This is a genomic window from Flavobacterium cucumis (assembly GCF_900148835.1).
Classification (GTDB): Bacteria; Bacteroidota; Bacteroidia; order Flavobacteriales; family Flavobacteriaceae; genus Flavobacterium; species Flavobacterium cucumis.
The window spans coordinates 475,960-499,459 of the sequence record NZ_FRYK01000002.1 but is presented as its reverse complement, the minus strand read 5'-3'; the positions used below and the strand labels follow the sequence as shown (position 1 = coordinate 499,459).

The following is a 23,500-nucleotide window of genomic DNA, read 5'->3' as shown; positions in this document are numbered from 1 at the left end:
GAAAATTTTGAAAGGGTTTTTCATGTATATTATTTAACCATAAATTATAATAAATTTCTTTATTGTTTGATTATTATTTGTTAAATTCGCAATTCACATTAATTTTATCATAAAATACCACATAAATAATATGTCAAAAACTGCAATATTAGAGCTTGATGGCAAAAAGTATGAGTTCCCTGTAATCGTAGGGACTGAGAATGAGGTTGCTATCGACATAGACAAGTTGCGAAGTGCATCTGGTGCTATTACAATTGATCCTGGTTATAAGAATTCAGGTTCATGTACAAGTGAGATTACTTTTTTAGATGGTGAAGAAGGGATTTTGCGTTACAGAGGATATTCAATTGAGGAATTGGCTGATAAAGCTGATTTCTTAGAAGTTTCTTATTTGTTGATTTTTGGAGAACTTCCAACAGCAGCACAATTGGAAAAATTTGAAAACGATATCCGTAAATATACTTTGGTTAATGAGGAAATGAAAAACATCATAGATGGTTTTCCAAAAACGGCTCATCCAATGGGTGTTTTAGCTTCTTTAACAAGTGCTTTAACGGCTTTTAATCCAAAATCAGTTAATCCTCATAATGAAAAAGAAATGTATGAGGCTGTTTGTAAGACAATGGGTAAATTCCTTGTAATTGCAACTTGGACTTATAGAAAAACAATGGGATATCCATTAAATTATTATGACAATACAAAAGGTTATGTTGAGAATTTCATGCGTTTAATGTTTGAATTGCCAACAGGACCTTATAAAGCAGATAAAAAAGTAATTGATGCATTAGATAAGTTATTCATTCTACATGCAGACCACGAGCAAAACTGTTCAACTTCTACAGTAAGAATTGTTGGTTCTTCTCATGCGGGTTTATTTGCTTCTATTTCTGCAGGTGTTTCTGCGCTATGGGGTCCATTGCATGGTGGTGCTAACCAAGCTGTTCTGGAAATGCTACAAGAAATTCACAATAATGGGGGAGATGTAGCTAAGTTTGTTTTAAAAGCAAAAGATAAAGACGATCCATTCCGTTTAATGGGATTTGGGCATAGAGTTTACAAAAATTTTGATCCAAGAGCAACAATTATTAAGAAAGCGGCTGATGATGTATTAACTGCATTAGGTGTTGATGATCCGTTACTAGATATTGCAAAACAATTAGAAAAAGTAGCATTGGAAGACGAATACTTCAAATCAAGAAACTTATATCCAAACGTAGATTTCTACTCGGGAATCATCTATCGTGCTATGGGAATCCCTGTTGAAATGTTTACCGTCTTATTTGCTATTGGTCGTTTACCGGGTTGGATTGCACAATGGAAAGAAATGAGAATCAATAAAGAACCAATTGGTCGTCCAAGACAAGTATATACTGGTTATCCACTACGTTCTTTTAAAGAAGTAAAAGATAGATAGTTTATAAAAAATCCCACTGAAAAGTGGGATTTTTTTTACTCGGTGGATTTTTGTTCCTCTACTTTTGTGGTTAATTCTTCTGTTTTATTTTCAACAGTATCATTTGTGTTTTGAAGAGATTCTTTTAATTTATGTGCTTTTTCTTCAACCCACTCAGCTGCTTCAGCTGTTTTCTCTTTTGCAGTTTCTAAAACTTCTGCAACTTTTTCATTAACTTTTAATTCTTCTAATTTTTGAGTTGCTTTTTCAGTAACATCTTCAACGGTCTCTTTAATATCTTCTGCGACATCCGCTGCCTTTTCTGTTACGTTTTCCACAATTTCGTTTAGGTTTTCTTTTGCTGTTTCTGCTTTCTCCTTAGCTTTTCCAAAAAGAGAATTAAAAAAATTTGATAGTCCCATAATTCATTTGTTTTTAGTTTACTCAAATTTAATCATTTAAAAGGGAATTGAACATATTTTAAATGAATTTATAACTGCTGTAGGATAAAAATTATCATTTCCTTTTTCTATATTTGCCAAAAGCCAAAAGCTATGTTACGACTAAATGTAAAAAATGAAACCTCTCGATTGAGGGCCGTGGTGTTAGGTACCGCTATCAGTAACGGACCAACACCCACCATTGATGAAGCCTATGACCCTAAATCATTAGAGCATATTAAAGCCGGAACCTATCCAGTAGAAGAAGATATGGTAAAGGAAATGGAAGCTTTTAATACAGTTTTCCAAAAATATGATGTTCAAGTCTTTAGACCTCAAATTATTGAGGATTATAATCAAATTTTTGCCAGAGATATCGGATTTGTTATTGACGATATTTTTATTAAAGCTAATATTTTACCTGATAGAGAACGTGAATTGAATGCTATTCAATACGTAATCGATCAAATAGACCCAAAGAAAGTGGTTCGTCCTCCAGAAGAAGTTCATATTGAAGGGGGTGATGTAATGCCATGGAATGATTATATTTTTGTAGGGACTTATAAAGGTTCAGATTATAAAGATTACATCACAGCTAGAACTAATATACAAGGAGTTAACTATCTTAAGGAAATGTTTCCAAATAAAATTGTTAAAGAATTTGATTTGGTAAAATCTAAAATTGAACCCCGAGATAATGCTTTACACTTAGATTGTTGCTTTCAACCTGTAGGAACTAACAAAGGAATCATTTATAAAAGTGGTTTTCGTGAAGAGGCAGATTATATGTTTTTAGTGAATTTATTCGGTAAAGAGAATTTATTCCATATCGAAAGAGAAGAGATGTATCACATGAATTCCAATGTGTTTTCTATTGCTCCAGATGTAGTAGTTTCAGAAAAGAATTTTACTAGATTAAATAATTGGTTACGTGAAAACGGATTTACAGTAGAAGAAATTCCTTATGCAGAAATTGCAAAACAAGAAGGGTTGTTAAGATGTTCAACCTTGCCTTTAATTCGAGATTAAAAACTTTGTTTCAAGTTGTAAAACCTGAAACCTGAAACTTCAAACATAAATAAAACATGAACCAAACAACTAACTCCATATTGATGATTCGTCCGGTAGCATTCCGTATGAACGAACAAACAGCGGTGAACAATTACTACCAAAAAGTAATGGATAATTTAACACCTGCTTCAGTAAACGCAAAGGCACAAGAAGAGTTTGATACTTTTGTGCAAAAACTTAAGATGATAGGCTTAAATGTGGTGGTGATTGAAGACACCTTAAGTCCAGATACGCCAGATAGTATTTTTCCAAACAACTGGATATCATTTCACGAGAATGGAGATGTAGTTTTATATCCTATGTTTGCTGAAAATCGTCGTTTAGAAAGAAGAGAAGATATTTTAGATACCTTAGAAGAAAAGGGATTCGTAATTAACGAAATTATGGATTATACTTCGGCTGAAGAAGATGATGTTTTTTTAGAAGGAACTGGAAGTATCGTTTTAGATAGAGCTAATGGAAAAGCCTATTGCGCTTTATCTCCAAGAGCAGATGAAGAATTGTTTATTGAATTTTGTGAAGATTTCGAATTTACCCCTGTAATTTTTGAGGCTTTCCAAACGGTCAACGGAGAAAGAAAACATATTTATCATACTAACGTAATTATGTGTGTGGGCGAGAGTTTTGCGGTTATTTGTGCAGATTGTATAGATGACAAAAAAGAACGTAAAATGGTTTTAGATAGCTTGAAAGGTGATGAAAAAGAAGTAATTCTTATTACAGAAGACCAAGTGAATAACTTCGCTGGTAATATGTTGGAAGTAAAAGGTAATGACGATAGAAGATATTTAATCATGAGTGCTTCAGCACACCAAAGTTTAACTAAAAAGCAAATCGCACAATTAGAAGAACATGTAACGATAGTAAGTTCAAGTTTAGATACTGTTGAAGCTTGTGGCGGCGGCAGTGCACGTTGTATGATGGCGGAAATTTTCTTGCCAAAAGCTTAATGCATTTTGCTTGAACGGATGATTTTAAAAAACCTGATTCTAAATAAATGACATCAGGTTTTTTATTTAGTGATATTCCGAATCATACCGCCAAAAATAAAAAAATGAAAGGGAACTAAACTGTACCAATATAATCTTCCTAAAAGTCCTTTAGGTCTAAAAGTGGCAATTTGATGTAGTTTATTCTCGCGATCAATTCTGAATTCTAACCAAGCCTCGCCTGGAAGTCGCATCTCGGCATAAAGGAGCAGTCTTTTTTCTTCCCTGTTGGCTACTAAAACACGCCAAAAATCAAGTGCGTCCCCGTTATCCAAATGTGTAGGGTGTGTTCTGCCTCTTCTTAATCCAACACCTCCAAAGAGTTTGTCTAAGAGCCCGCGAATTTTCCACATCCAATTTCCGTAATACCAACCTTTGTCACCACCGATAGACCAAATATTATCTAATGTTTGTTCAATATTTGTTACCGATTTGATTTTGTGATCTTTTAGACAACCATAAGTAGGAATCTGAATAAATTCTGAAAAATTTTCTTTAAATCTACTACTTACCAAACTGTCTTTCCAGCTTGAAATCACTAGATTTTGTTCGATTTTTAGAAAAGCTAATTTTATAGCATCTACATAAGTAATAGGCTTTATCCCTAATGCTTTTTGAAGATTATTGTTTTGACAAACGACCTCCATCTTCATGCTGTCAACTAAGTTTACGGCTAATTTATATGATGTAGCCGTTACAAAATATAGCCAGTAAGAGGAAAGTTTAGGTGACATTATAGGAAGCGTAAAAATCCAAAGTTTAATTCCTCTAGTTTTGGAATACAAAAGCATCATTTCTTTATAGGTAATTATATTTGGTCCACCAATATCATAGGATTTATTATAGTGTTCGGTCTTACGTAGTATTCCAGTTAAATAATGAATAACATCTCGAATAGCTATAGGTTGGCATTTGGTTAAAACCCATTTTGGAGTTATCATGACAGGTAATTTTTCGCATAAATCACGGATGATTTCAAAGGAAGAACTTCCCGATCCTACAATTATTCCTGCTCGAAGTACCGTAGTGTTGAAGTTGCCTTCAAATAAAATATCTTCTACATTTTTTCTTGATTGCAAATGTTTAGAAAGTTCAGGATTGTTTACAATACCGCTTAAATAAATAACTTGTTCTACTCCAATTTTATTCATGTATAAATTGAAGTTTTGAGCCGATTTTACTTCCATTACATCAAAGTTGGAAGTAGATGACGTCATAGAATGAATCAAATAATAAGCAACATCAATCTTTTTAGGGAGGTTATTGAAGTTGATTTGATGTAAAAAATCAACTTCCCAAATCGTCACTTTTTCAAGAGTGATTTGATCTAAACCAAGTCGATTCCTATCACGAACACAACAAATAACTTCATGGCCAAGAGCTAGGAGTTCAGGGAGTAATCTTCTGCCTACATAACCATTTGCACCAGTTAATAGAATTCGCATACAATTGAAATTTCATTAAATTTAATGAAAAAAAATAAGCTAATGCGAACCTTGATAAAAATTAAGATTTGTTTATACAATTTTAAAAATAGTAACTACACCATTAGCGATATACTGCACACCAATTGCAATTACAATGAATCCAATAACTCTTGAAATGGCAACTATTCCAGATGATCCTAAAATTCTTGATATATAATGTGCACTCTTAAGAATTAAAAAGATACAAAAAGCTACGGCTAAGATTGCTAAACAAGTAGCAACTTTTTGTGCTACTTCTGTATGTTCTTGATACATTGCAATTAATAATGACATAGATCCAGGTCCAGCTAGCATTGGAATTGCTAATGGTGATAATGCAATATCATTACGTTGCATAGCATCTGATGCTACTTTTTTGTTAACGCCTCTTTTTTTGCTAAAGTTTCCAGTTAACAATGCAAACCCTGATGTTACAATTACGATTCCACCTGCAATTCGAAGTGCATCAATACTAATTCCAAAAAAAACTAAGGCATATTTTCCAATAAAGTAAGAAATTGTTAAAATGATAAACACATTGATGCCTGTCCAAAGTGAGATTCTTGAACGTTCTTGTTTGGAATCATCTTGTGTTAGTCCTACAAAAATTGGTACCGCTCCAAGCGGATTTAAGACAGAAAATAAAGCGGCGAAAACATAAATAAATAAATCCATAGTTTTTTTACAAAGATAATTGCGCTTTTTTGAAAGCATATTAAAATAACGTAATCTCAAAGTTATACTTATTATTTTAATTTCCGATATCTAAAAAACTTTTATTTATTTTAAATGAGTTGAGAAGGATTAAAATTAATATGCATCTAATGGTGAATATGGCATATTTTTATTTTTTTCAAATTCAATTTTCTCAAAAAATTTATGCACACTTTTACTGTTTTTGGAAAAGTCTATACTGATGTAATGTTGGTCTACATGAATTGTAATAGTATTCCCAGGTTTAAAAAAGACCAATTTGTAATATGGGATTACTAATGCATACACATCTAATCGCGATTGGAAGCCCACAATAATACCCTTTGGACGAAGTTCTATGTTGCAAAACTTTACAGATTCATTAACATGCAATAAATCATAAATTTCTTGACTGCATCGGGTTATGAAAAGTTTCGGAGAGCCTATACCTCCTTTTTTCAAGTTTTCTAATAATGAATAAGGCTTTCCAACTAAAGCATTAATTTGTTTGATGTTTTTTGGATTGTTGTAGGAGATGTTAAAAAGCATTTTTATTTAAAATTACATTAAATTTTTCTTCGTATTTAGACTTTAGTAAATTTTTATTATTTGTTTATTTATCGTAACTTTAAACTTCTTAAAAGCACTACAGATGAAAACACTAGTATTGGGAGCTTCTACTAATAAAGAGCGTTATTCCTACAAAGCTATTCATAGCCTGGTAGATAAGAGTCACCAAGTAGTAGCTATTGGTGCCAAAAAGGGTATGGCATTTGATATTCCAATAGAAACGGAAAAACTCGACTTTCATGCCGTTGATACCGTGACGCTATATCTTAATCCAAAAGCGCAAGTTGACTATTACGATTATATTCTTTCTTTAAAACCAAGACGCGTTATTTTTAATCCAGGAACTGAAAATTCTGAATTTTATAAAATATTAGAAGCTAACAATATTCAATATGAAGTAGCTTGTACCTTGGTTTTATTAGCAACCAATCAATATTAAAATTTAGTTTGACTAGTGGCTGGTTTACTAATTAGTAGCAAGCCTATAAAAGTAATGATTCCGTTTACGATAATTAATTCGTTATCAATCACATAATCTCCAAAAAATGCTGTCGAATTTTTGGTTAACAAAAAACAAATCAGTGGAGAAATAACACAGACGATTGGGACTAATTTATCGTGAACAGTTTTTGATTTCATGAATAAACCAAAAGCATACAATCCTAAAAGCGGTCCATACGTGTAACTAGCCACTTTAAAAATCATTGTTACTACTGATTTATCATTTAGTGAATTGAAGATAATTATTACTATAAACATTAAGAATGAAAATCCAATATGAACCAAATAACGTTTTCTGACTACGTTAGGTTTGTTTTGGTTTTCCGCTTTATCCATTCCAAGGAAATCTACGCAAAATGAAGTTGTCAAAGCAGTCAAAGCAGAGTCAGTGGTAGCAAAAGTAGCAGCTGTTAATCCTAATAAAAAAACCACTGCGGGAACCATATTCAAATGATTAAAAGCAATTTCAGGAAAAAGTAAATCGGTGCGTTTTACCCCGTCAACCATTGGAACCGAAATGCCATTTTTCTCTGCATATAAATATAATAAAGCACCAACACTCAAGAAAAAAATATTGATGATTACAAAAATTCCGGTAAACGTGAACATGTTTTTTTGCGCTTCGCCAATGTTAGCGCAACTCAAGTTTTTTTGCATCAGGTCTTGATCTAATCCTACCATTGCTATGGTTACGAAGATTCCTCCTAGAATTTGTTTTATTACATAATTCCCTTTCAAGTAATCTTCATAGAAAAATACTTTTGAATAGTTACTATTTTTTACAGTTTCAAATGCATCTATAAAACTTAAATCTAAGCTATCGCAAATAAAAATGATGGTTAAAAAAACAGATAAAACTAAGAAAAAGGTTTGTAAAGTATCGGTAATAATAATAGTTTTTAAACCGCCACGATAGGTGTAGGCGAATATAAGTGCAAGCGAAATCAAAACTGTAACCCCAAAAGAAATTCCAAAATCATCAAAAACAAAGCGTTGCAATACAATTACAACCAAATACAAACGAAATGCCGAACCAATAGTTCTACTAATCAAGAAAATGGTAGCTGCTGTTTTGTAACTCACAACACCTAATCGTTGTTCGATATAACTGTAAATCGAAGTTAGATTCATTCGGTAGTATAAAGGAAGTAATACGGTTGCGATGATTATAAAACCTATGGCGTTTCCGAGAACAAACTGAAAATATTTAAACTGAAAATCAGGATTCCCAACTTCACCAGGAACGGAAATAAAAGTTACACCAGAAAGCGCAGTACCAATCATTCCAAAAGCAACTAAATACCATTTTGCATTTTTATTGGCTTTAAAAAAAGCATCATTACTACTGTCTTTTTTAGTAACAACATTCGAAATTAAAATCAGAATTCCGAAGTAGATTATAATAATGGTTAAAATAGTTCCTGACGTCATATTTTGGTTTTTGAATGTGCTAAAATAACAAAAAGATAGAAGTTTGTCGTAACAAGACAAAAGAAAGTTCTTTTTTAAATATTTTTGGAAACTCCTAATTACCAACCGCAATCTCCTAACTTTTTTTTACTTTTGCTAAATGGAATTACCATCTAAATTACTAGAAAACGCGGTTAATGAAATGTCTCAATTACCAGGAATTGGTAAACGGACTGCATTGCGTTTACTTTTGCATTTATTAAAACAACCAGTTGAACAAACCGAATTATTATCTTCTGCTTTAACGGCAATGCGAAATGATATTCAATTTTGCAAAGCGTGTCATACGATTGCTGATGATGAAATTTGTGGTATTTGTTCAAATCCTTCTCGTGACAAATCCATTATTTGTGTGGTAGAGGATGTTCGAGATGTTATGGCTATTGAAAATACGGGAATGTTTAAGGGGGTTTATCATGTTTTAGGGGGTAAAATCTCTCCAATTGAAGGTATAGGGCCGAGTCAGTTAAAAATTACTTCATTGGTTGATAAGGTGAAAGGAGGGAATATTTCTGAAATAATTTTCGCATTGAGTTCTACAATGGAAGGCGACACAACTAATTTTTATATTTATAGACAGATAAAAGATTGTGAGCTGAAAACTTCAACCATAGCAAGAGGAATTGCAGTTGGTGATGAATTGGAATATGCTGACGAAGTCACTCTAGGTCGGAGTTTACTTAATAGAATACCTTTTGAAACCTCAATAAAACAATAATCTTTCAATTCTCAATCAATTTGAAGGAATAGCTTCTTTATTTTAATTGTAAAAACTATATTTGTTTCCTAAATTAGGCTAATTGTTTGATCGTCAAAAGCACGAAACCATTTTGTTAGCTTTATTACGTTTTGTATCTTATGAAAAAAACAGTTTTTGTATTACTAATAACTTCCTTTTTTGTCTCTTGTATTCCAAACAAAGATTTGATATATCTCCAAGAAAAGAATACAGATAAGGATGCGATAGAAATAAAGCAAGAAGTCTCTAAGCCTTATAGAGCTCAAGTAAATGACATGCTATCCATCACAATAAAAGCTATTGATCAAAAGTTGGTAAGCATGTTTACCATTTCATCAGATCAAAATCAAGCAAATTCTCAACAAGCACTTTATTTTAATGGATATACTGTTGATGATCATGGCAATATTCGTGTTCCTGTACTCGGAGAACTAAACGTATTGGGATACACTATGGAGGAGATTCGAAATACAATTGAAAAGAAGTTGCTCGATGATTACTTTAAGACCGAAGCGAATATATTTGTAACGGTAAAATTAGCAGGACTACGCTATACTATTAACGGCGAGGTAGGTTCGCCTGGTACAAATGTTCTTTATCAAGATAAAGTTACGATAATGGAAGCTATTGCTAATTCTGGAGATATAACGCTCACGGGAAATCGAAAAGAAGTTCAAGTAATAAGAAAGTTTCCACACGGATTCGAAACCCATTACTTGGATTTAACGGATGCTAAAACGATGGACTCGCCTTATTTTTATGTACAACCTAATGATTATATAATTGTAAAGCCATTAAAACAAAAATCATGGGGAACTGGAACTACAGGAGTACAAACTATCACTACAGTAGTTTCTGCATTAACATTGGTTACGACAGTTATTTTATTAAGTAAAAATCTTTAAAAGATATGTTAGAAACTAGAGATTTCAATTTCCTTGAATCCCAAAATAATTTTGATTTCAAAGGATTTTTTCTAAAAGTTATAAGTTATTGGAAATGGTTTTTGGTTTCATTATTGATCTCTTTTTCAATAGCTTATAATGTTAATATAAGAAAGGAAAAAATCTACGGGATGGAGTCTTTAATCGTTGTAGAAGATCAAAATAATCCTTTTTTTACATCGAATACAAGCTTGGTTTTTAATTGGGGAGGAACTTCAGATAAAGTACAAACTATTATTACAGCTTTAAAATCAAGATCACATAATGAGGTAGTAGTTGATAAACTTCAGTATTATATTAAATACTTAAAACAAGGAGAATATTTTTTTCAAGATGCATATGGTGAAGTACCCTTTTATGTCAAAATAGACAAAAGTAAAGGGCAACTTTTTGGAAGACCTATCAAAATAAAGTTTTTAAGTCCAACCCAATATGAGCTTAGTGTTGCTTTTGATGAAAGCACAGTAGTACCTTTAATGCATTATGCAGACTTATCAGTAAGTGAATTTAAAGTACAAAATAAAGAATTTAAGCAAATTTTTAAAGTTGGACAAAATATAAAGCTGCCTTTTCTGCACTTAGAATTACTTGTACATCCTGAGGCATTTGATTATGTTGGATCAGAATATTATGTGCAGTTTGATGATTTTAATGCTACAGTTGCTGCTTATAAGAGCATTGATGTTGCTGCTGATGCAAAAGCTTTATCTGTTGTCAGGCTTCAATTAGAGGGGCCAAATAAACACAGATTGGTAGAGTATTTAAATGTTACAGTAGATGTACTAAGGAAAAATCAGTTAGATAGCAAAAATCTTTTTGCGAATAACACCATTAATTTTATTGATAGTACTTTGGTTCAAATGGAAGGGCAAATAAAAGAAGCAGAGGGTGAATTAAAAGAATTTAGGAAAGGTAAAAATATACTTGGACTAGAAGAAGGAAGCAGTATGCTGTCGGAAAAATTGTCTTCTTATGATTTGCAAAAAGATGAAATTGATAGAAAGTTAGCCTATTATAATTTATTAAAAAATTATTTAATAAAAAGTACTGATTATTCAAAATTACCTGCTCCAACAGTTGCAGGAATTGAAGATCCTAATATCATTGGAAATGTTTCTCGATTGATTCAATTGTCTACTGAGCGCTCAAAAATGGCTTATGCTGTTAAAAACAAAGACATGTTTTCTGATTTTGATAGCGATATAGAGGCAGTCAAAAGCGTATTGTTAGAGAATATTGCCAGTTCAAAAAGTGCTTTGCTGATAGATCTTTCTATCGTAAATAAAAACTTGAGTATTGCAGAAGGTCAAGCAAGTTTGTTACCCGAACAAAAACAGGAACATCTTAAAATAACTCGTAAATACAATTTAAAGGATAAAATTTACAGTACTTTTTTAGAGAAAAGAAGTGAAGCTGAAATTGTTAAAGCGGCAAATATTTCAGATATCAATTTTTTGGATAAAGCTAAAGATGTTGGAGGAGGCTTACGTGGACCAAAGACAAGTATTAATTACATTTTAGCGGCTTTTTTAGGTTTTTTCATTCCTTTGATGGTAGTCTTTTTAATGACTTTACTAGACAATAATATCAATACTATTGAAGATATTCAAAAATTGACCAAAATTCCTGTAATAGGTGTGGTGGGTAAAAAGAATACCCTGAATAATTTATCCGTTTTTGAAAAACCAAAATCACCTCTTTCAGAATCATTTAGGGCTATTCGTTCTTCATTGCAATTTCTCTATAAAAAACAGAATAGACAAGGAGCAAAGACATTAATGTTAACATCCTCTGTCAGTGGAGAAGGGAAGACTTTTTGTTCTATAAATTTAGCTACGGTTTTTGCTATGAGCGATAAGAAAACTGTTATTCTAGGATTGGATTTAAGGAAGCCAAGAATTTTTGGTGATTTTAATATTGATAATATAGTAGGAGTAGTAAACTATTTAATTGGTCAGAAATCAATTGATGAGGTCATTCAAAAAACCCATATTCCTAATCTTGATGTTATACCATCAGGTCCAATTCCTCCCAATCCCTCTGAACTTCTTATGGGTGAAACCATGGGTGAGATGATCGCCGCTTTAAAGTTGCAATACGATTATATTATTCTCGATACACCTCCCGTTGGTTTGGTATCCGATGCTTTAGAATTGGCTCATTTTTGCGACGCTACTTTATATATAACCAGACAAGGTTTTACCAAAAAAGGGATGTTGAGCGTTGTGAACGAAAAACATAAAAGAGGAGAGTTACATAATATCAGTATTTTATTGAATGGGTTTAAGAATACTGCAAAATATGGCTACAACTACGGGTATGGTTATGGAGCTTATGGAGAAGGATACTATAATGACAGGGAAGAACCAAAAGGATGGAAAAAAATAATTCAAAAAATTAAAAGTAAAATTTAAAGTAAAAATGAATCAAATTGTTGATAAGAAAATATTAATAACGGGTGGTGCGGGTTTTATAGGATCTAATTTATGTGATTATTTTTTAAAGCGTAATAAAGTAATATGTCTAGATAATTTTGCTACAGGTTTCAAACATAATATCAATAGGTTTTTAAGTCATCCTAATTTTACACTAATTGAAGGTGATATTAGAGATTTTGAGACTTGTGAAAAGGCGGTTTTAGGAGTTGATTTTGTGTTGCATCAAGCTGCTTTGGGGAGTGTTCCTCGTTCTATTAACGATCCCATTACTTCTAATGATGTGAATGTTTCAGGTTTTTTAAACATGTTAACAGCTGCGCGAAATGCAAATGTTAAACGTTTCATTTATGCAGCAAGTTCTTCGACTTATGGGGATTCAGAGCGTTTGCCTAAGATTGAGGAGCATATTGGAAAACCGCTTTCTCCTTACGCAGTTACTAAATATGTTAACGAATTGTATGCAGATGTATTTAGTAAGACTTATGGAATAGAAACTATTGGACTACGCTATTTTAATGTTTTTGGAAGAAATCAGGATCCTAATGGTGCTTATGCAGCTGTAATTCCTAAATTTGTAGCGCAACTCTTGGCGCATCAAAGCCCTGTGATTAATGGAGATGGTAATTATTCTAGAGATTTTACTTATATTGATAATGTTATTCAAATGAATGAATTAGCCATGGTAACCACGGATAAAGAAGCTGTAAATACGGTTTATAATACTGCTTTTGGAGAAAGAACTACTTTGAATGAGTTGGTTAGTGCTTTAAAGGAGTTTTTATCGGTTTATGATCCTGAGATTGCTACTGTTCCTGTGATTCATGGACAAAATAGAGTGGGGGATATACCGCATTCGTTAGCTAGTGTAGATAAAGCGAAACGATTACTAGGTTATGATCCAAAATTTTCGATGCGAGAGGGGTTGAAGGAAGCTGTTAAATGGTATTGGGAAACGAGAAAAATTTAGTTCTGTTTGTTGTGATGGTTTTTATATACTAAGCTTCAGGGTGTTCTAAGTTTTTGGTTTCAAGTTTCAGGTTTCAAGTTTCAGGTTTTTAGGAACAGAGATTGGAGAAATTTGGGGAATTTTTAAAATTTGGAACGCGGATGACACCGATTTAACGGATGTTCTCGGGTTTTTCTTTGGTTTGCTTTGTGGTTAAATAGGCTTCGCTAAAGTGAAAGCGGATGATGATGGATTTTTTTGAAACACGGCTTGGGGGGAAATTTTGGGAATGGAAATGATCTTGAGGTGGTTTCAAGTTTCAAGTTTCAGGTTTCAAGTTTCAGGTTTCAAGTTTCAGGTTTCAAGTTTCAGGTTTTTGGAACACGGATTGGAGGGATTTTGGGAATTTTTAAAATTTTAATTGGGGAGGAATCTTTAGAATTTGCACGCGGATGATGCGGATTTGCATTGGCAAAACGCTGATGGTGACGGATTCGCTAAAGCGAAGGGGATGGTGACGGATTTTTTTGGAACACGGATAAGAGGAATTTTGGGAATGGAAATGATCTTGAGGTGGTTTCAAGTTTAAGGTTTCAGGTTTCAAGTTTCAGGTTTAGGTTTCAAGTTTTGGGAGTTGGTTGAAAGTTGTGTGATGGTGATTTGATTCTTTGTTTGGCTTGCTATTGTTGTTGGATGAGAAATTTAAGATTTAGTTAAAAATATATAATTAGTGTCGTAATGGCAGTGGTCTAGCTGTCGTTTTTTTAAAAATTTGGTTTATGAATATTAAAAATATTTGTTGTATTGGTGCGGGGTATGTTGGGGGACCAACGATGGCAGTTATTGCACAAAAGTGTCCACACATAAAAGTGACTGTAGTTGATTTGAATGAAGCTAGGATACAGGCTTGGAATGATTTGGATTTGTCTAAATTGCCAGTCTATGAGCCGGGTTTAGATGCTGTTGTGAGTGAGGCTAGAGGGCGCAATTTGTTTTTTTCTACGGAAGTAGATAAGGCTATTGAAGAAGCGGAAATGATTTTTATTTCAGTAAATACACCTACTAAAACGTATGGTGTTGGTAAAGGAATGGCGGCTGATTTGAAATATATTGAATTGTGTGCTCGTCAAATTGCTCGCGTAGCTAAAACGGATAAGATTGTAGTTGAAAAATCTACATTGCCTGTTAGAACGGCTAGTGCGATTAAAGAAATTTTGGATCATACTGGAAATGGTGTGAATTTTCAAATTTTATCGAATCCAGAGTTTTTAGCTGAAGGAACTGCTATTGCAGATTTGTTTGCTCCTGATCGTGTTTTGATTGGTGGTGATACTACGACTGAAGGACAGCATGCGATTCAGGCTTTGGTAGATGTGTATGCGAATTGGGTTCCTAAAGAGCGCATTTTAACTACAAATGTTTGGTCTTCTGAATTGTCAAAATTAACGGCAAATGCTTTTTTAGCGCAACGCGTATCTTCTATCAATGCATTGAGTGAGTTGTGTGAAAAAACAGGAGCAGATGTTAATGAGGTGGCAAGAGCTATTGGGATGGATAGTAGAATAGGGCCTAAATTTTTAAAAGCGTCTGTTGGTTTTGGAGGTTCTTGTTTTCAAAAGGATATTCTGAATTTGGTTTATATTGCTAAATCGTATGGGTTGCATGAGGTTGCGGATTATTGGGAACAGGTTATCATCATGAATGATCATCAAAAAAGACGTTTTGCTAAAAATATTATTAAGACTTTATACAATACGGTTTCTGGAAAGAAAATTGCTTTCTTGGGTTGGGCGTTCAAAAAAGACACCAACGATACTCGTGAATCAGCGGCTATTTATGTTGCGGATGATTTGTTGAGTGAACAAGCATCAATTAGTGTTTTTGATCCTAAGGTGGAAGCGACTCAGATTCTATTTGATTTGAATTATTTAGAAACGCGTTCTGAAAGTGATAATAAAAACGGGGTTCAGGTAGCTGTCGATCCGTATGAAGCGTGTCATAATGCTCATGCGATTGCTGTGCTTACGGAATGGGATGCGTTTAAAACGTATGATTGGCAAAAAATATATGATAATATGTTGAAGCCTGCCTTTGTTTTTGATGGTAGAAATGTTTTGAACGGGGAGGAATTGGAAAGGATTGGTTTTGTTTATCAAGGGATTGGGAGTTAGGGTTTCAAGTTTCAGGTTTCAGGTTTCAGGTTTTTTGGAACGCGGATGATGCGGATTTGCATTGGCAAAACGCTGATGGTGACGGATTCGCTAAAGCGAAGGGGATGGTGACGGATTTTTTGGAACACGGATTGGGGGGGATTTTGAGAATGGAAATCATCTTGAGGTGGTTTCAGGTTTCAGGTTTCAGGTTTCAGGTTTTTTGGAACGCGGATGATGCGGATTTACATTGGCAAAACGCTGATGGTGACGGATTTGCTAAAGCGAAGGGGATGGTGACGGATTTTTGGAACACGGATTGGGGGAATTTTGGGGATTGAAATCATCTTGAGGTGGTTTCAGGTTTCAGGTTTTAGGTTTCAAGTTTCAGGTTTCAAGTTTCAGGTTTTTTGGAACACGGATTGGGGGAATTTTAGAAATCTTTAGAATTTGCACGCGGATGATATGGATTTGCGTTGGCAAAACGCTGATGGTGACGGATTCGCTAAAGCGAAGGAGGTGGTGACGGATTTTTTGGAACTCGGATTGGGGGAATTTTGAGAATGGAAATCATCTTGAGGTGGTTTCAGGTTTCAAGTTTCAGGTTTCAGGTTTCAGGTTTTTTGGAACACGGATTGGAGGAATTTTAGAAATCTTTAGAATTTGCACGCGGATGATGCGGATTTACATTGGCAAAACGCTGATGGTGACGGATTCGCTAAAGCGAAAGCTGATGGTGACGGATTTTAGGAACACGGATTTTAGAAATTTTTAGAATTTTAATTAGGGAGGAATCTTTAAAATTTGGAACACGGATGACACTGATTTAACCGATGGTCTCGGCTTTTTCTTAGTTTAGCTTTGTGGTTAAATAGTGTTCGCTAAAGCAAAGGCGGATGTTGTCGGATTTTTTTGGAATACGGATTTGAGAAATTTGAGAAATCTTTTATTGGCTTTTATAAGTGCAATAAGAGATTTTTTTTAGTATTAATGTTTTGTGTTTTGAGGATGTTTTTGGGTTTTTTTATACTTTGGAGGAATAAATTTCGTTTTTATAGTTCTCAATAGTTTTTGCCTTTGTAAATTTGAGGTTTTAAAAAAATATTGTTAAGGAGAAGTGATGGCTGTTGAACTTATTTATTAATGAGGATGGAACAGTGTTTTGGTTTAAGATGTAAAAGGTTTATACCCAGTAGGGTACTTAATATAAATATAAAATGGTATTAGAAGTGTTAGTTAAAATGATTGTTGCATCTCAAAAAAGGAGTGTTTAATGGGAGCGAATCATCTTATTACGACAACGCCTCGTGTGGCGGTTATTGGACTTGGATATGTTGGGTTGCCTTTGGCAAGACTGTTTGCTACAAAATATCCTGTAGTTGGATTTGATATTAATTTGCAACGCATTCAACAACTGAATGCTGGAATAGATGTTACTTTAGAAGTAGAAGCCAATTTGTTACAATCAGTTTTGGTTGACTCTAGTGTGGTGATGGAAGGTGTTGGGCCTGATGCGGTAGGTTTGTATTGTTCGAACCAATTGGAGGATATCGCTAGTTGTAATTATTATATAGTAACCGTTCCTACTCCAGTGGATAAGCACAATCGTCCTGATTTAACTCCGTTGTACAAGGCTAGTGAAACGGTGGGGAAGGTGTTGCAAAAAGGGGATATTGTCATTTATGAATCTACGGTATATCCGGGGGTAACGGAGGAGGAGTGTGTTCCTGTTTTGGAGCGTATATCGGGATTGAAGTTTAACGAAGATTTTTTTGCGGGGTATTCGCCAGAGCGCATTAATCCGGGAGATAAGGAGCATACGGTTGATAAGATATTAAAAGTTACGGCAGGATCCACTCCAGAAGTGGGGCAAAAAGTGGATGCATTGTATCGCAGTATTATTACGGCAGGTACTCATTTGGCTCCGACCATAAAAGTGGCAGAGGCGGCTAAAGTGATTGAGAATTCGCAGCGTGATATTAACATTGCGTTTGTTAATGAGTTGGCTAAGATTTTTAATATTTTGGATATTGACACCCATGCGGTACTTGAAGCTGCTGGAACGAAATGGAATTTTTTACCCTTTAAGCCAGGATTGGTAGGGGGGCATTGTATAGGGGTTGATCCGTATTATTTGGCACAGAAAGCGCAAGAACACGGGTATCATCCTGAGATTATTTTGGCGGGTCGTCGTTTGAATGATAGTATGGGGGAGTATGTGGCGTCACAGATCATCAAAACGATGATTAAGAAGAATATTAAGGTGAACGGTGCTCAGATTTTGATGTTGGGCATCACTTTCAAAGAGAATTGTCCCGATGTTCGCAATACGAAAATAGTAGATGTTATCAAAGCTTTGGAGAGCTATAGTGTTCAAGTGACTGTTTATGACCCGTGGGCGAATCCTGATGAAGTACGACACGAATATGGTTTAATTTGTCATGCTGAACTTGACGCAGCATCTAAATTTGATGCCCTTGTTTTAGGGGTTGCACATACTGTTTTCACTTCTTTGGATTTAGAACCTCTGAAGAATGAAAATGCGGTGGTGTATGATGTGAAGGGGGTATTGGGGATGAATGTTGATGGGAAGTTGTAAGTTTGTGTAACCTGTTAGATTAGTTTTATATTTTTTGGTATTTATGTTATAAATACAAAAAAATCATTAAATTAAATTTTGTGATTACAAATGCTAATAACTAGTTATTAAAATAATTTTTGACTAATCGTTCTGCTTTAACTTTTGGACTAAAAACTTATTTTACCTTAATGGTATTGCTTTTCTTTAAAAGAAAAGAGATGCTTAATATTGAGATTTCATAGATGAATATATTAAAATTTTTTAAAGCGGATGATATTCGAACAAGACTAGCTCAAAAGAACATCCTATTTTTGTTTGTAAATAAGTTATTTGCTGCTATTATTTCTCTTCAGCTTATTCCTGCTACAATTGGATATGTGAATCCTAAACAGTATGGTATTTGGATTGCATTAAGTTCATTGGTGTCCTGGATGGTATATTTTGACTTTGGTTTAACTCATGGGTTTAGAAATGGCTTTGCAAGTTCAAAAGCAAAAGGCGACTTGCCTTTAGCTAAACAATATATAGCCACAAGTTATGCTTTGTTATCACTCATTTTTTTTAGTATAATGATGTTATGTTTGATTGTAAATCAATGGTTAAGTTGGAGCTATATTTTGGGGGTAGACAACTCATTAGATGTTACTTTGCATTGGGTTTTTGTTTTGTTAGTAGTCTTTTTTTCGATTCAGATGGTTTTTAACTTATTTACGACTCTATTATTAGCTGACCAAAAGCCAGCATTTTCCGCTGCAATTGTTACTTTAGGACAATTTTTTGCATTAATAGTAGTTTATTTATTTACATTATTTTCAGAAGGGAACCTTATTTATTTGGCATTCGCAATGATAGGAGTACCAACAATTACTTTAGTTATTATTTCATTTTTTTTCTTTAATACTAAATTTAAAGACTATAGCCCTTCAATAAGTAACATTAACTGGAGTTTGTCAAAAGACATTCTAGGATTGGGTGGGAAGTTTTTTGTAATTCAGCTTTCAATGTTATTTGTTTTTCAGTTTGCTAATTTTGTAATAATAAGGATTATGGGTGCCGAAGCAGTAACGAATTATACGGTTGTTTATCGTTATTTTAGCATAATCTATATTGTAATGGGTATTATTTTTTTGCCTTTTTGGTCGGCATTTACTGATGCCTATACTAAAAATGAGCTTTCTTGGATGAAACTCACTTATAGAAAATTGTCAAAAATTTGGAGTTTAACCATTTTAATATTTGTTATTTTATTTTTTTTCTCACCTTTTGTATATAAGTATTGGCTAGCAAAAGATTTGGAGATTAGTTTTAAATTGTCTTTAGCAATGGGTTTTAATATGATTATTTTATCTCGAGCTAATTTATATATGATGTGTTTGAATGGAATTGGAAAAGTAGTAGTACAAATGATTGTATATCTAATTTTTGCATTTATTTCAATACCGTTGATGTTTTTTTTTACAGGTCATTGGGGGTATTATGGAATTATAACGGTAACATCTTTGGTCTATTTGTGTCAAGCAATTATTGGGCACATTCAACTTGATAAGATTTTAAAAGGAAGAGATAATGGGATTTGGAGTAAGTAAAAATATTGAACCAGCGGATAATGAAAAGTACACTTCTTTTGGTTCGATATACTATTTTTTTGTGTTTTTCATGTTTGTTTTAGCTCCAACTTCTTCAAATGGTACTTTACCAGGACTGGATGAGATAATTGTAAGTTGGACTATTTTGTGTGTTACAATTTTTATAGGAATTATTAAGTTCTCAAATTTAAACTTAAGTCATTTCATTGTTTTTGCAATTACAATTGTCTATATGATAATTATAACAATAATTTCAAATCGATTTGACCCCTCTGCACAATTTTCAATATCTAGATTAGCACCAGTAGTCTGTTTTCTTGGTTTGAGTATGCTTCAAGTTAATACAACTATATCCATAAGAATAGTTAAGTTACTTGTTCACGTTTTTATGATTATTTTTTTAGTTTGGAATCTTCTAATTATTGTTGATAATCCTTCAATAAAAGAGTTTACAATTTCTAAGTATACACAACTTTACGAAGAAGCAACTTCAAATATGTTTATAAAAAATAGACCCGTGATGTCTTTTGGTATTTACACATTTGCAAGTTATTTCTATTTTCTTTTCTTTTTTATTAACAAGATTTTGTTTAAAATAACAAATAATAAAATATATTATGTTTACATGATATTACTTCTAATTGTAAATATAATGTTGGTATCTAATACAGCTTTTGTCTTTTCTATTATAATGTCTTATTATGTTTTTAAATCTAGTAAAAGTAACAATTTAAAAATTCTTTTTATTTTGTTGATCATCGCAACTATTTATAAAGTTTTATTAAATGTTGAGTTGATTGAATATTATTTTGAGAGTTTTAACAGTGAAGCAAATGGTTTTAGAGGGAGATATACTAATTCTGGGACTCTTAATTTGAATTTAAAGTATTTAGAAGACAATTTTCATATAGGTTTTAATATTGTAAATAATTTAACTTACTCTGATTCGGGTTATTTAGTGTATTATACTATGGGAGGTTTCTTGTTTATGGGCGCTATGTACTTTTCTTTGTATAAGTTTGCTAAAAACAATTTTTCTATAGATTTCTTATATTTTTTATTTCCTACAATTCTTTTTGAGTTTGCTTTACCAGTTATCATATATTATAAATTTATTTACGCTTCAATTTTTTTGGCTATAAGCTATAAATCAATTATGATTCACTCAAAAAAAAATAATTAATGACCATGCAAACACTTTTTTTATGTGGAATTTATCCCCAACCCCATAAGGTTGACATTTTTAAGAATAGTAAAAGGGGATATCAGTTTGCGGCACAAAATTTACAGGAAGCATTAGTTGAAGGATTTATTCAAAATAAAATCAATATTTCGATTGTTACGATTCCTTTTTTAAGTACATTTCCGTTAGGTTATAGAAAGCCAATTGTTAAATATGATTTTTCAAAGTTTAATGGTATTGTATCAACTAAATGTACATCGTTTGTAAATATTCCATTTTTGCAACAGTTTTTGAGCACTGCTAAAAAGGATGTTTTCGAATGGTGTCGTTCACATAATGGTAACAAACATATTCTTGTTTATTCGTTAAATTCTAATTTAATGGATATCGCTATTAAAGCTAAAAAAAGATTTAAAGATGTTGAGTTAACTGTAATTGTTCCAGATTTACCCGAATATATGGGTAGTAACCCCATTTATAATGCTCTTGGATTGAAAGAAAGGAATATAAAATGGATATATAACAATATTTCTTATTTCAATAATTTTGTTTTGTTAAGTGAAGCCATGTCTGTGCCTTTGGGGTTAGATAATCATGAGTTTGTTGTGATGGAGGGTATCTTTAATTCTAATTCACAGGTTATTGAGAATTTTGAATTTGAAGCAGACACAAAAGTTGTGTTATACACTGGAGCATTGTCACAAAAGTATGGAATTGATAATTTAATAGAAGCATTTTTATTAATTCCAGATTCTAGTTATCGCTTGGTAATTTGCGGTGATGGAGATGCTAAAGAGATGGTACAAGAAAAGGCTTTAACAGATAATAGAATACTTTATTTAGGTAAGGTTTCCCATGAGTCAATACTAGCTATTCAAAAAAAAGCATCGCTATTGGTAAACCCAAGAACTCCAGAAGGCGAGTATACTAAGTTTTCTTTTCCTTCCAAGACAATGGAATATTTTGCTTCAGGTAGACCCGTACTTATGTATAAATTACCGGGTGTGCCTATTGAATATTTTGATTATTGTTATACATTAGATGAACTTACAATTGATGCACTTTCCAAGAAAATTTCTTACATATTATCATTACCAACTGAAGTTAACGAAAGAATTGGTAGAAAAGCAAGTGATTTTATTTTGAGAGAAAAAAATCCTAAAAATCAGGTTATTAAGATAGTTGAATTGATAAATAGAGCATGATTGCTAATTTAATAGATTTTATACTATGTTAGCCTTAAAAAAATAAAAAGATTAATTTTGAAGAATATTTGAATTTGTGAATATGAAAATACAAAATAAAATCCTCCTAATCACAGGTGGCACCGGTTCTTTCGGAACTGCGGTCCTTAATCGTTTTTTAACGACAGACCATTTTAAAGAGATTCGTATTTTTTCTCGAGATGAGAAGAAACAAGACGACATGCGTAATTTGTATAAGACTGATAAAATTAAATATTACATAGGTGATGTTAGGGATTATTCCTCTGTTGAGCCTGCTACACGTGGTGTGGATTATGTTTTTCATGCGGCTGCTTTAAAGCAAGTACCTTCGTGCGAATTTTTCCCAATGCAAGCTGTTAAAACAAATGTTGAGGGAACTCAAAATGTTATTCGAGCTGCAGCAAGTAATGGTGTTCAAAAAGTTATTTGTTTGTCCACAGACAAGGCTGCTTATCCTATCAATGCGATGGGAATTTCTAAAGCGATGATGGAGAAAGTTGCGGTAGCAGAATCGAGAAATTTGACGGATACGGTGGTTTGTTTAACGCGTTATGGCAATGTTATGGCATCGCGTGGTTCCGTGATTCCTTTATTTTTGAATCAAATTCAAAAAGGAGAACCTATAACGATTACAGATCCAAATATGTCTCGTTTTTTTATGTCGCTCGACGATGCTGTGGATTTGGTTTTATTTGCTTTTGAGAATGGGAATTCTGGTGATTTGTTTGTGAATAAAGCTCCAGCAGGAACTATAGGGGATTTAGCAAAGGCTTTAATTACGTTAACAGGAAAGGATGTTCCTATTAAGGTAATTGGGACACGTCATGGTGAAAAATTGTACGAAACTCTTTGTACTAGGGAAGAGATGATGAAAGCTGAGGACATGGGGAATTTTTATCGTGTACCAGCGGATAATCGTGATTTGAATTATGCAAAGTATTTCTCTGAAGGGGAAGAAGATGTTTCTAGAATAGAGGATTATCATTCGCACAACACCAATCAAAAAGATGTCGAAGGTCTGAAGAAGCTTATTTCTACATTGCCACTGATACGAAAAGAGGTTTTTGGTGAAGATGTGGAACAGCTACATGGTTAATAGATTAAAACACTAAAA

At 33.1% G+C, this 23,500-nt stretch carries 21 protein-coding genes; 16 read left to right on the top strand and 5 right to left on the bottom strand.

Features of this window, described 5'->3' with window-relative positions; translation table 11 throughout:
* The first annotated feature begins 130 nt into the window (after positions 1 to 130).
* Positions 131 to 1,414, top strand: coding sequence for a citrate synthase (locus tag BUE95_RS08260; protein WP_073583296.1), 1,284 nt, complete (start codon positions 131 to 133; stop codon positions 1,412 to 1,414).
* A gap of 35 nt (positions 1,415 to 1,449) precedes the next feature.
* Here BUE95_RS08260 and BUE95_RS08255 read toward each other — a convergent pair whose 3' ends face one another.
* Positions 1,450 to 1,815 carry a hypothetical protein gene (locus BUE95_RS08255; protein WP_073583294.1) on the bottom strand — a complete coding sequence of 122 codons (366 nt, stop codon included), beginning with the start codon at positions 1,813 to 1,815 and terminating at the stop codon, positions 1,450 to 1,452.
* 132 nt (positions 1,816 to 1,947) lie between these two features.
* Here BUE95_RS08255 and BUE95_RS08250 point away from each other — a divergent pair, with 132 nt between their 5' ends.
* Positions 1,948 to 2,862 carry a dimethylarginine dimethylaminohydrolase family protein gene (locus tag BUE95_RS08250; protein ID WP_073583292.1) on the top strand — a complete coding sequence of 305 codons (915 nt, stop codon included), beginning with the start codon at positions 1,948 to 1,950 and terminating at the stop codon, positions 2,860 to 2,862.
* Positions 2,863 to 2,918: 56 nt separating this feature from the next.
* Positions 2,919 to 3,854, top strand: coding sequence for a citrulline utilization hydrolase CtlX (gene ctlX, locus BUE95_RS08245; RefSeq protein WP_073583290.1), 936 nt, complete (start codon positions 2,919 to 2,921; stop codon positions 3,852 to 3,854).
* Between the two features lie 62 nt (positions 3,855 to 3,916).
* Here ctlX and BUE95_RS08240 read toward each other — a convergent pair whose 3' ends face one another.
* The 3 genes from BUE95_RS08240 to BUE95_RS08230 form a co-directional block, all read right to left on the bottom strand.
* Complete coding sequence (locus BUE95_RS08240) at positions 3,917 to 5,338, bottom strand: SDR family oxidoreductase (protein ID WP_073583288.1); 1,422 nt, start codon at positions 5,336 to 5,338, stop codon at positions 3,917 to 3,919.
* Positions 5,339 to 5,410: 72 nt separating this feature from the next.
* Positions 5,411 to 6,034: a MarC family NAAT transporter gene (locus tag BUE95_RS08235; RefSeq protein ID WP_073583286.1), complete on the bottom strand. Its 624-nt coding sequence runs from the start codon at positions 6,032 to 6,034 to the stop codon at positions 5,411 to 5,413.
* A 135-nt stretch (positions 6,035 to 6,169) separates the two neighbouring features.
* Positions 6,170 to 6,601 (bottom strand): hypothetical protein, encoded by a 432-nt coding sequence (locus BUE95_RS08230; RefSeq protein ID WP_073583284.1) that lies wholly within the window; start codon positions 6,599 to 6,601, stop codon positions 6,170 to 6,172.
* Positions 6,602 to 6,704: 103 nt separating this feature from the next.
* Between BUE95_RS08230 and BUE95_RS08225 the strand changes: the two genes are divergently transcribed.
* Entirely contained in the window at positions 6,705 to 7,061 is a 357-nt protein-coding gene (locus tag BUE95_RS08225) for a CoA-binding protein (RefSeq protein ID WP_073583282.1), read from the top strand.
* On the opposite strand, the gene BUE95_RS08220 is transcribed toward BUE95_RS08225, so the two are convergent.
* The gene (locus tag BUE95_RS08220; protein ID WP_073583280.1) at positions 7,058 to 8,554 is read right to left on the bottom strand and encodes a sodium:solute symporter; all 1,497 of its coding nucleotides are present in this window, start codon (positions 8,552 to 8,554) and stop codon (positions 7,058 to 7,060) included. The two genes, BUE95_RS08225 and BUE95_RS08220, sit on opposite strands and share 4 nt — an antisense overlap.
* Positions 8,555 to 8,693: 139 nt before the next feature.
* Between BUE95_RS08220 and recR the strand changes: the two genes are divergently transcribed.
* The 12 genes from recR (at position 8,694) to BUE95_RS08160 (ending at position 23,482) form a co-directional block, all read left to right on the top strand.
* Positions 8,694 to 9,311 (top strand): recombination mediator RecR, encoded by a 618-nt coding sequence (gene recR, locus BUE95_RS08215; protein WP_073583278.1) that lies wholly within the window; start codon positions 8,694 to 8,696, stop codon positions 9,309 to 9,311.
* A 140-nt stretch (positions 9,312 to 9,451) separates the two neighbouring features.
* Complete coding sequence (locus BUE95_RS08210; RefSeq protein WP_073583276.1) at positions 9,452 to 10,237, top strand: polysaccharide biosynthesis/export family protein; 786 nt, start codon at positions 9,452 to 9,454, stop codon at positions 10,235 to 10,237.
* A gap of 5 nt (positions 10,238 to 10,242) precedes the next feature.
* Complete coding sequence (locus tag BUE95_RS08205) at positions 10,243 to 12,690, top strand: polysaccharide biosynthesis tyrosine autokinase (RefSeq protein WP_073583274.1); 2,448 nt, start codon at positions 10,243 to 10,245, stop codon at positions 12,688 to 12,690.
* Positions 12,691 to 12,697: 7 nt separating this feature from the next.
* On the top strand, positions 12,698 to 13,681 hold the full coding sequence (locus BUE95_RS08200; protein ID WP_073583272.1) for an SDR family oxidoreductase: 984 nt from the start codon (positions 12,698 to 12,700) through the stop codon (positions 13,679 to 13,681).
* A 421-nt stretch (positions 13,682 to 14,102) separates the two neighbouring features.
* The gene (locus tag BUE95_RS13665) at positions 14,103 to 14,249 is read left to right on the top strand and encodes a hypothetical protein (protein ID WP_159433505.1); all 147 of its coding nucleotides are present in this window, start codon (positions 14,103 to 14,105) and stop codon (positions 14,247 to 14,249) included.
* A gap of 190 nt (positions 14,250 to 14,439) precedes the next feature.
* Positions 14,440 to 15,831 carry a UDP-glucose 6-dehydrogenase gene (locus BUE95_RS08190; protein ID WP_073583268.1) on the top strand — a complete coding sequence of 464 codons (1,392 nt, stop codon included), beginning with the start codon at positions 14,440 to 14,442 and terminating at the stop codon, positions 15,829 to 15,831.
* A gap of 56 nt (positions 15,832 to 15,887) precedes the next feature.
* On the top strand, positions 15,888 to 16,151 hold the full coding sequence (locus BUE95_RS08185; protein ID WP_073583266.1) for a hypothetical protein: 264 nt from the start codon (positions 15,888 to 15,890) through the stop codon (positions 16,149 to 16,151).
* Positions 16,152 to 17,083: 932 nt separating this feature from the next.
* Positions 17,084 to 18,409 carry a nucleotide sugar dehydrogenase gene (locus tag BUE95_RS08180; protein ID WP_143165250.1) on the top strand — a complete coding sequence of 442 codons (1,326 nt, stop codon included), beginning with the start codon at positions 17,084 to 17,086 and terminating at the stop codon, positions 18,407 to 18,409.
* 224 nt (positions 18,410 to 18,633) lie between these two features.
* Positions 18,634 to 19,977 carry a lipopolysaccharide biosynthesis protein gene (locus tag BUE95_RS08175; protein ID WP_073583264.1) on the top strand — a complete coding sequence of 448 codons (1,344 nt, stop codon included), beginning with the start codon at positions 18,634 to 18,636 and terminating at the stop codon, positions 19,975 to 19,977.
* The gene (locus BUE95_RS08170; RefSeq protein ID WP_073583262.1) at positions 19,958 to 21,160 is read left to right on the top strand and encodes a hypothetical protein; all 1,203 of its coding nucleotides are present in this window, start codon (positions 19,958 to 19,960) and stop codon (positions 21,158 to 21,160) included. The genes BUE95_RS08175 and BUE95_RS08170 overlap by 20 nt, the downstream gene beginning before the upstream one ends.
* Positions 21,160 to 22,365 carry a glycosyltransferase gene (locus tag BUE95_RS08165; protein WP_073583260.1) on the top strand — a complete coding sequence of 402 codons (1,206 nt, stop codon included), beginning with the start codon at positions 21,160 to 21,162 and terminating at the stop codon, positions 22,363 to 22,365. Before BUE95_RS08170 ends, BUE95_RS08165 begins: the two co-directional genes overlap by 1 nt.
* An 82-nt stretch (positions 22,366 to 22,447) precedes the next feature.
* Positions 22,448 to 23,482, top strand: a complete 1,035-nt coding sequence (locus BUE95_RS08160; protein ID WP_073583258.1) for a polysaccharide biosynthesis protein — start codon at positions 22,448 to 22,450, stop codon at positions 23,480 to 23,482.
* The last annotated feature ends 18 nt before the right edge of the window (positions 23,483 to 23,500 follow it).

What these genes read in the sequence shown, in the direction of transcription:
- BUE95_RS08210 (WP_073583276.1), top strand. Translation starts at nt 9,452, where the DNA reads ATGAAAAAAACAGTTTTTGTATTACTAATAACTTCCTTTTTTGTCTCT.
- recR (WP_073583278.1), top strand. Translation starts at nt 8,694, where the DNA reads ATGGAATTACCATCTAAATTACTAGAAAACGCGGTTAATGAAATGTCT.
- BUE95_RS08220 (WP_073583280.1), bottom strand. Translation starts at nt 8,554, where the DNA reads ATGACGTCAGGAACTATTTTAACCATTATTATAATCTACTTCGGAATT.
- BUE95_RS08160 (WP_073583258.1), top strand. Translation starts at nt 22,448, where the DNA reads ATGAAAATACAAAATAAAATCCTCCTAATCACAGGTGGCACCGGTTCT.
- BUE95_RS08200 (WP_073583272.1), top strand. Translation starts at nt 12,698, where the DNA reads ATGAATCAAATTGTTGATAAGAAAATATTAATAACGGGTGGTGCGGGT.
- BUE95_RS08235 (WP_073583286.1), bottom strand. Translation starts at nt 6,034, where the DNA reads ATGGATTTATTTATTTATGTTTTCGCCGCTTTATTTTCTGTCTTAAAT.
- BUE95_RS08260 (WP_073583296.1), top strand. Translation starts at nt 131, where the DNA reads ATGTCAAAAACTGCAATATTAGAGCTTGATGGCAAAAAGTATGAGTTC.
- BUE95_RS08170 (WP_073583262.1), top strand. Translation starts at nt 19,958, where the DNA reads ATGGGATTTGGAGTAAGTAAAAATATTGAACCAGCGGATAATGAAAAG.
- BUE95_RS08175 (WP_073583264.1), top strand. Translation starts at nt 18,634, where the DNA reads ATGAATATATTAAAATTTTTTAAAGCGGATGATATTCGAACAAGACTA.
- BUE95_RS08255 (WP_073583294.1), bottom strand. Translation starts at nt 1,815, where the DNA reads ATGGGACTATCAAATTTTTTTAATTCTCTTTTTGGAAAAGCTAAGGAG.
- BUE95_RS08230 (WP_073583284.1), bottom strand. Translation starts at nt 6,601, where the DNA reads ATGCTTTTTAACATCTCCTACAACAATCCAAAAAACATCAAACAAATT.
- BUE95_RS08205 (WP_073583274.1), top strand. Translation starts at nt 10,243, where the DNA reads ATGTTAGAAACTAGAGATTTCAATTTCCTTGAATCCCAAAATAATTTT.
- BUE95_RS08225 (WP_073583282.1), top strand. Translation starts at nt 6,705, where the DNA reads ATGAAAACACTAGTATTGGGAGCTTCTACTAATAAAGAGCGTTATTCC.
- BUE95_RS08250 (WP_073583292.1), top strand. Translation starts at nt 1,948, where the DNA reads ATGTTACGACTAAATGTAAAAAATGAAACCTCTCGATTGAGGGCCGTG.
- ctlX (WP_073583290.1), top strand. Translation starts at nt 2,919, where the DNA reads ATGAACCAAACAACTAACTCCATATTGATGATTCGTCCGGTAGCATTC.
- BUE95_RS08165 (WP_073583260.1), top strand. Translation starts at nt 21,160, where the DNA reads ATGACCATGCAAACACTTTTTTTATGTGGAATTTATCCCCAACCCCAT.
- BUE95_RS08240 (WP_073583288.1), bottom strand. Translation starts at nt 5,338, where the DNA reads ATGCGAATTCTATTAACTGGTGCAAATGGTTATGTAGGCAGAAGATTA.
- BUE95_RS08190 (WP_073583268.1), top strand. Translation starts at nt 14,440, where the DNA reads ATGAATATTAAAAATATTTGTTGTATTGGTGCGGGGTATGTTGGGGGA.
- BUE95_RS08180 (WP_143165250.1), top strand. Translation starts at nt 17,084, where the DNA reads ATGGGAGCGAATCATCTTATTACGACAACGCCTCGTGTGGCGGTTATT.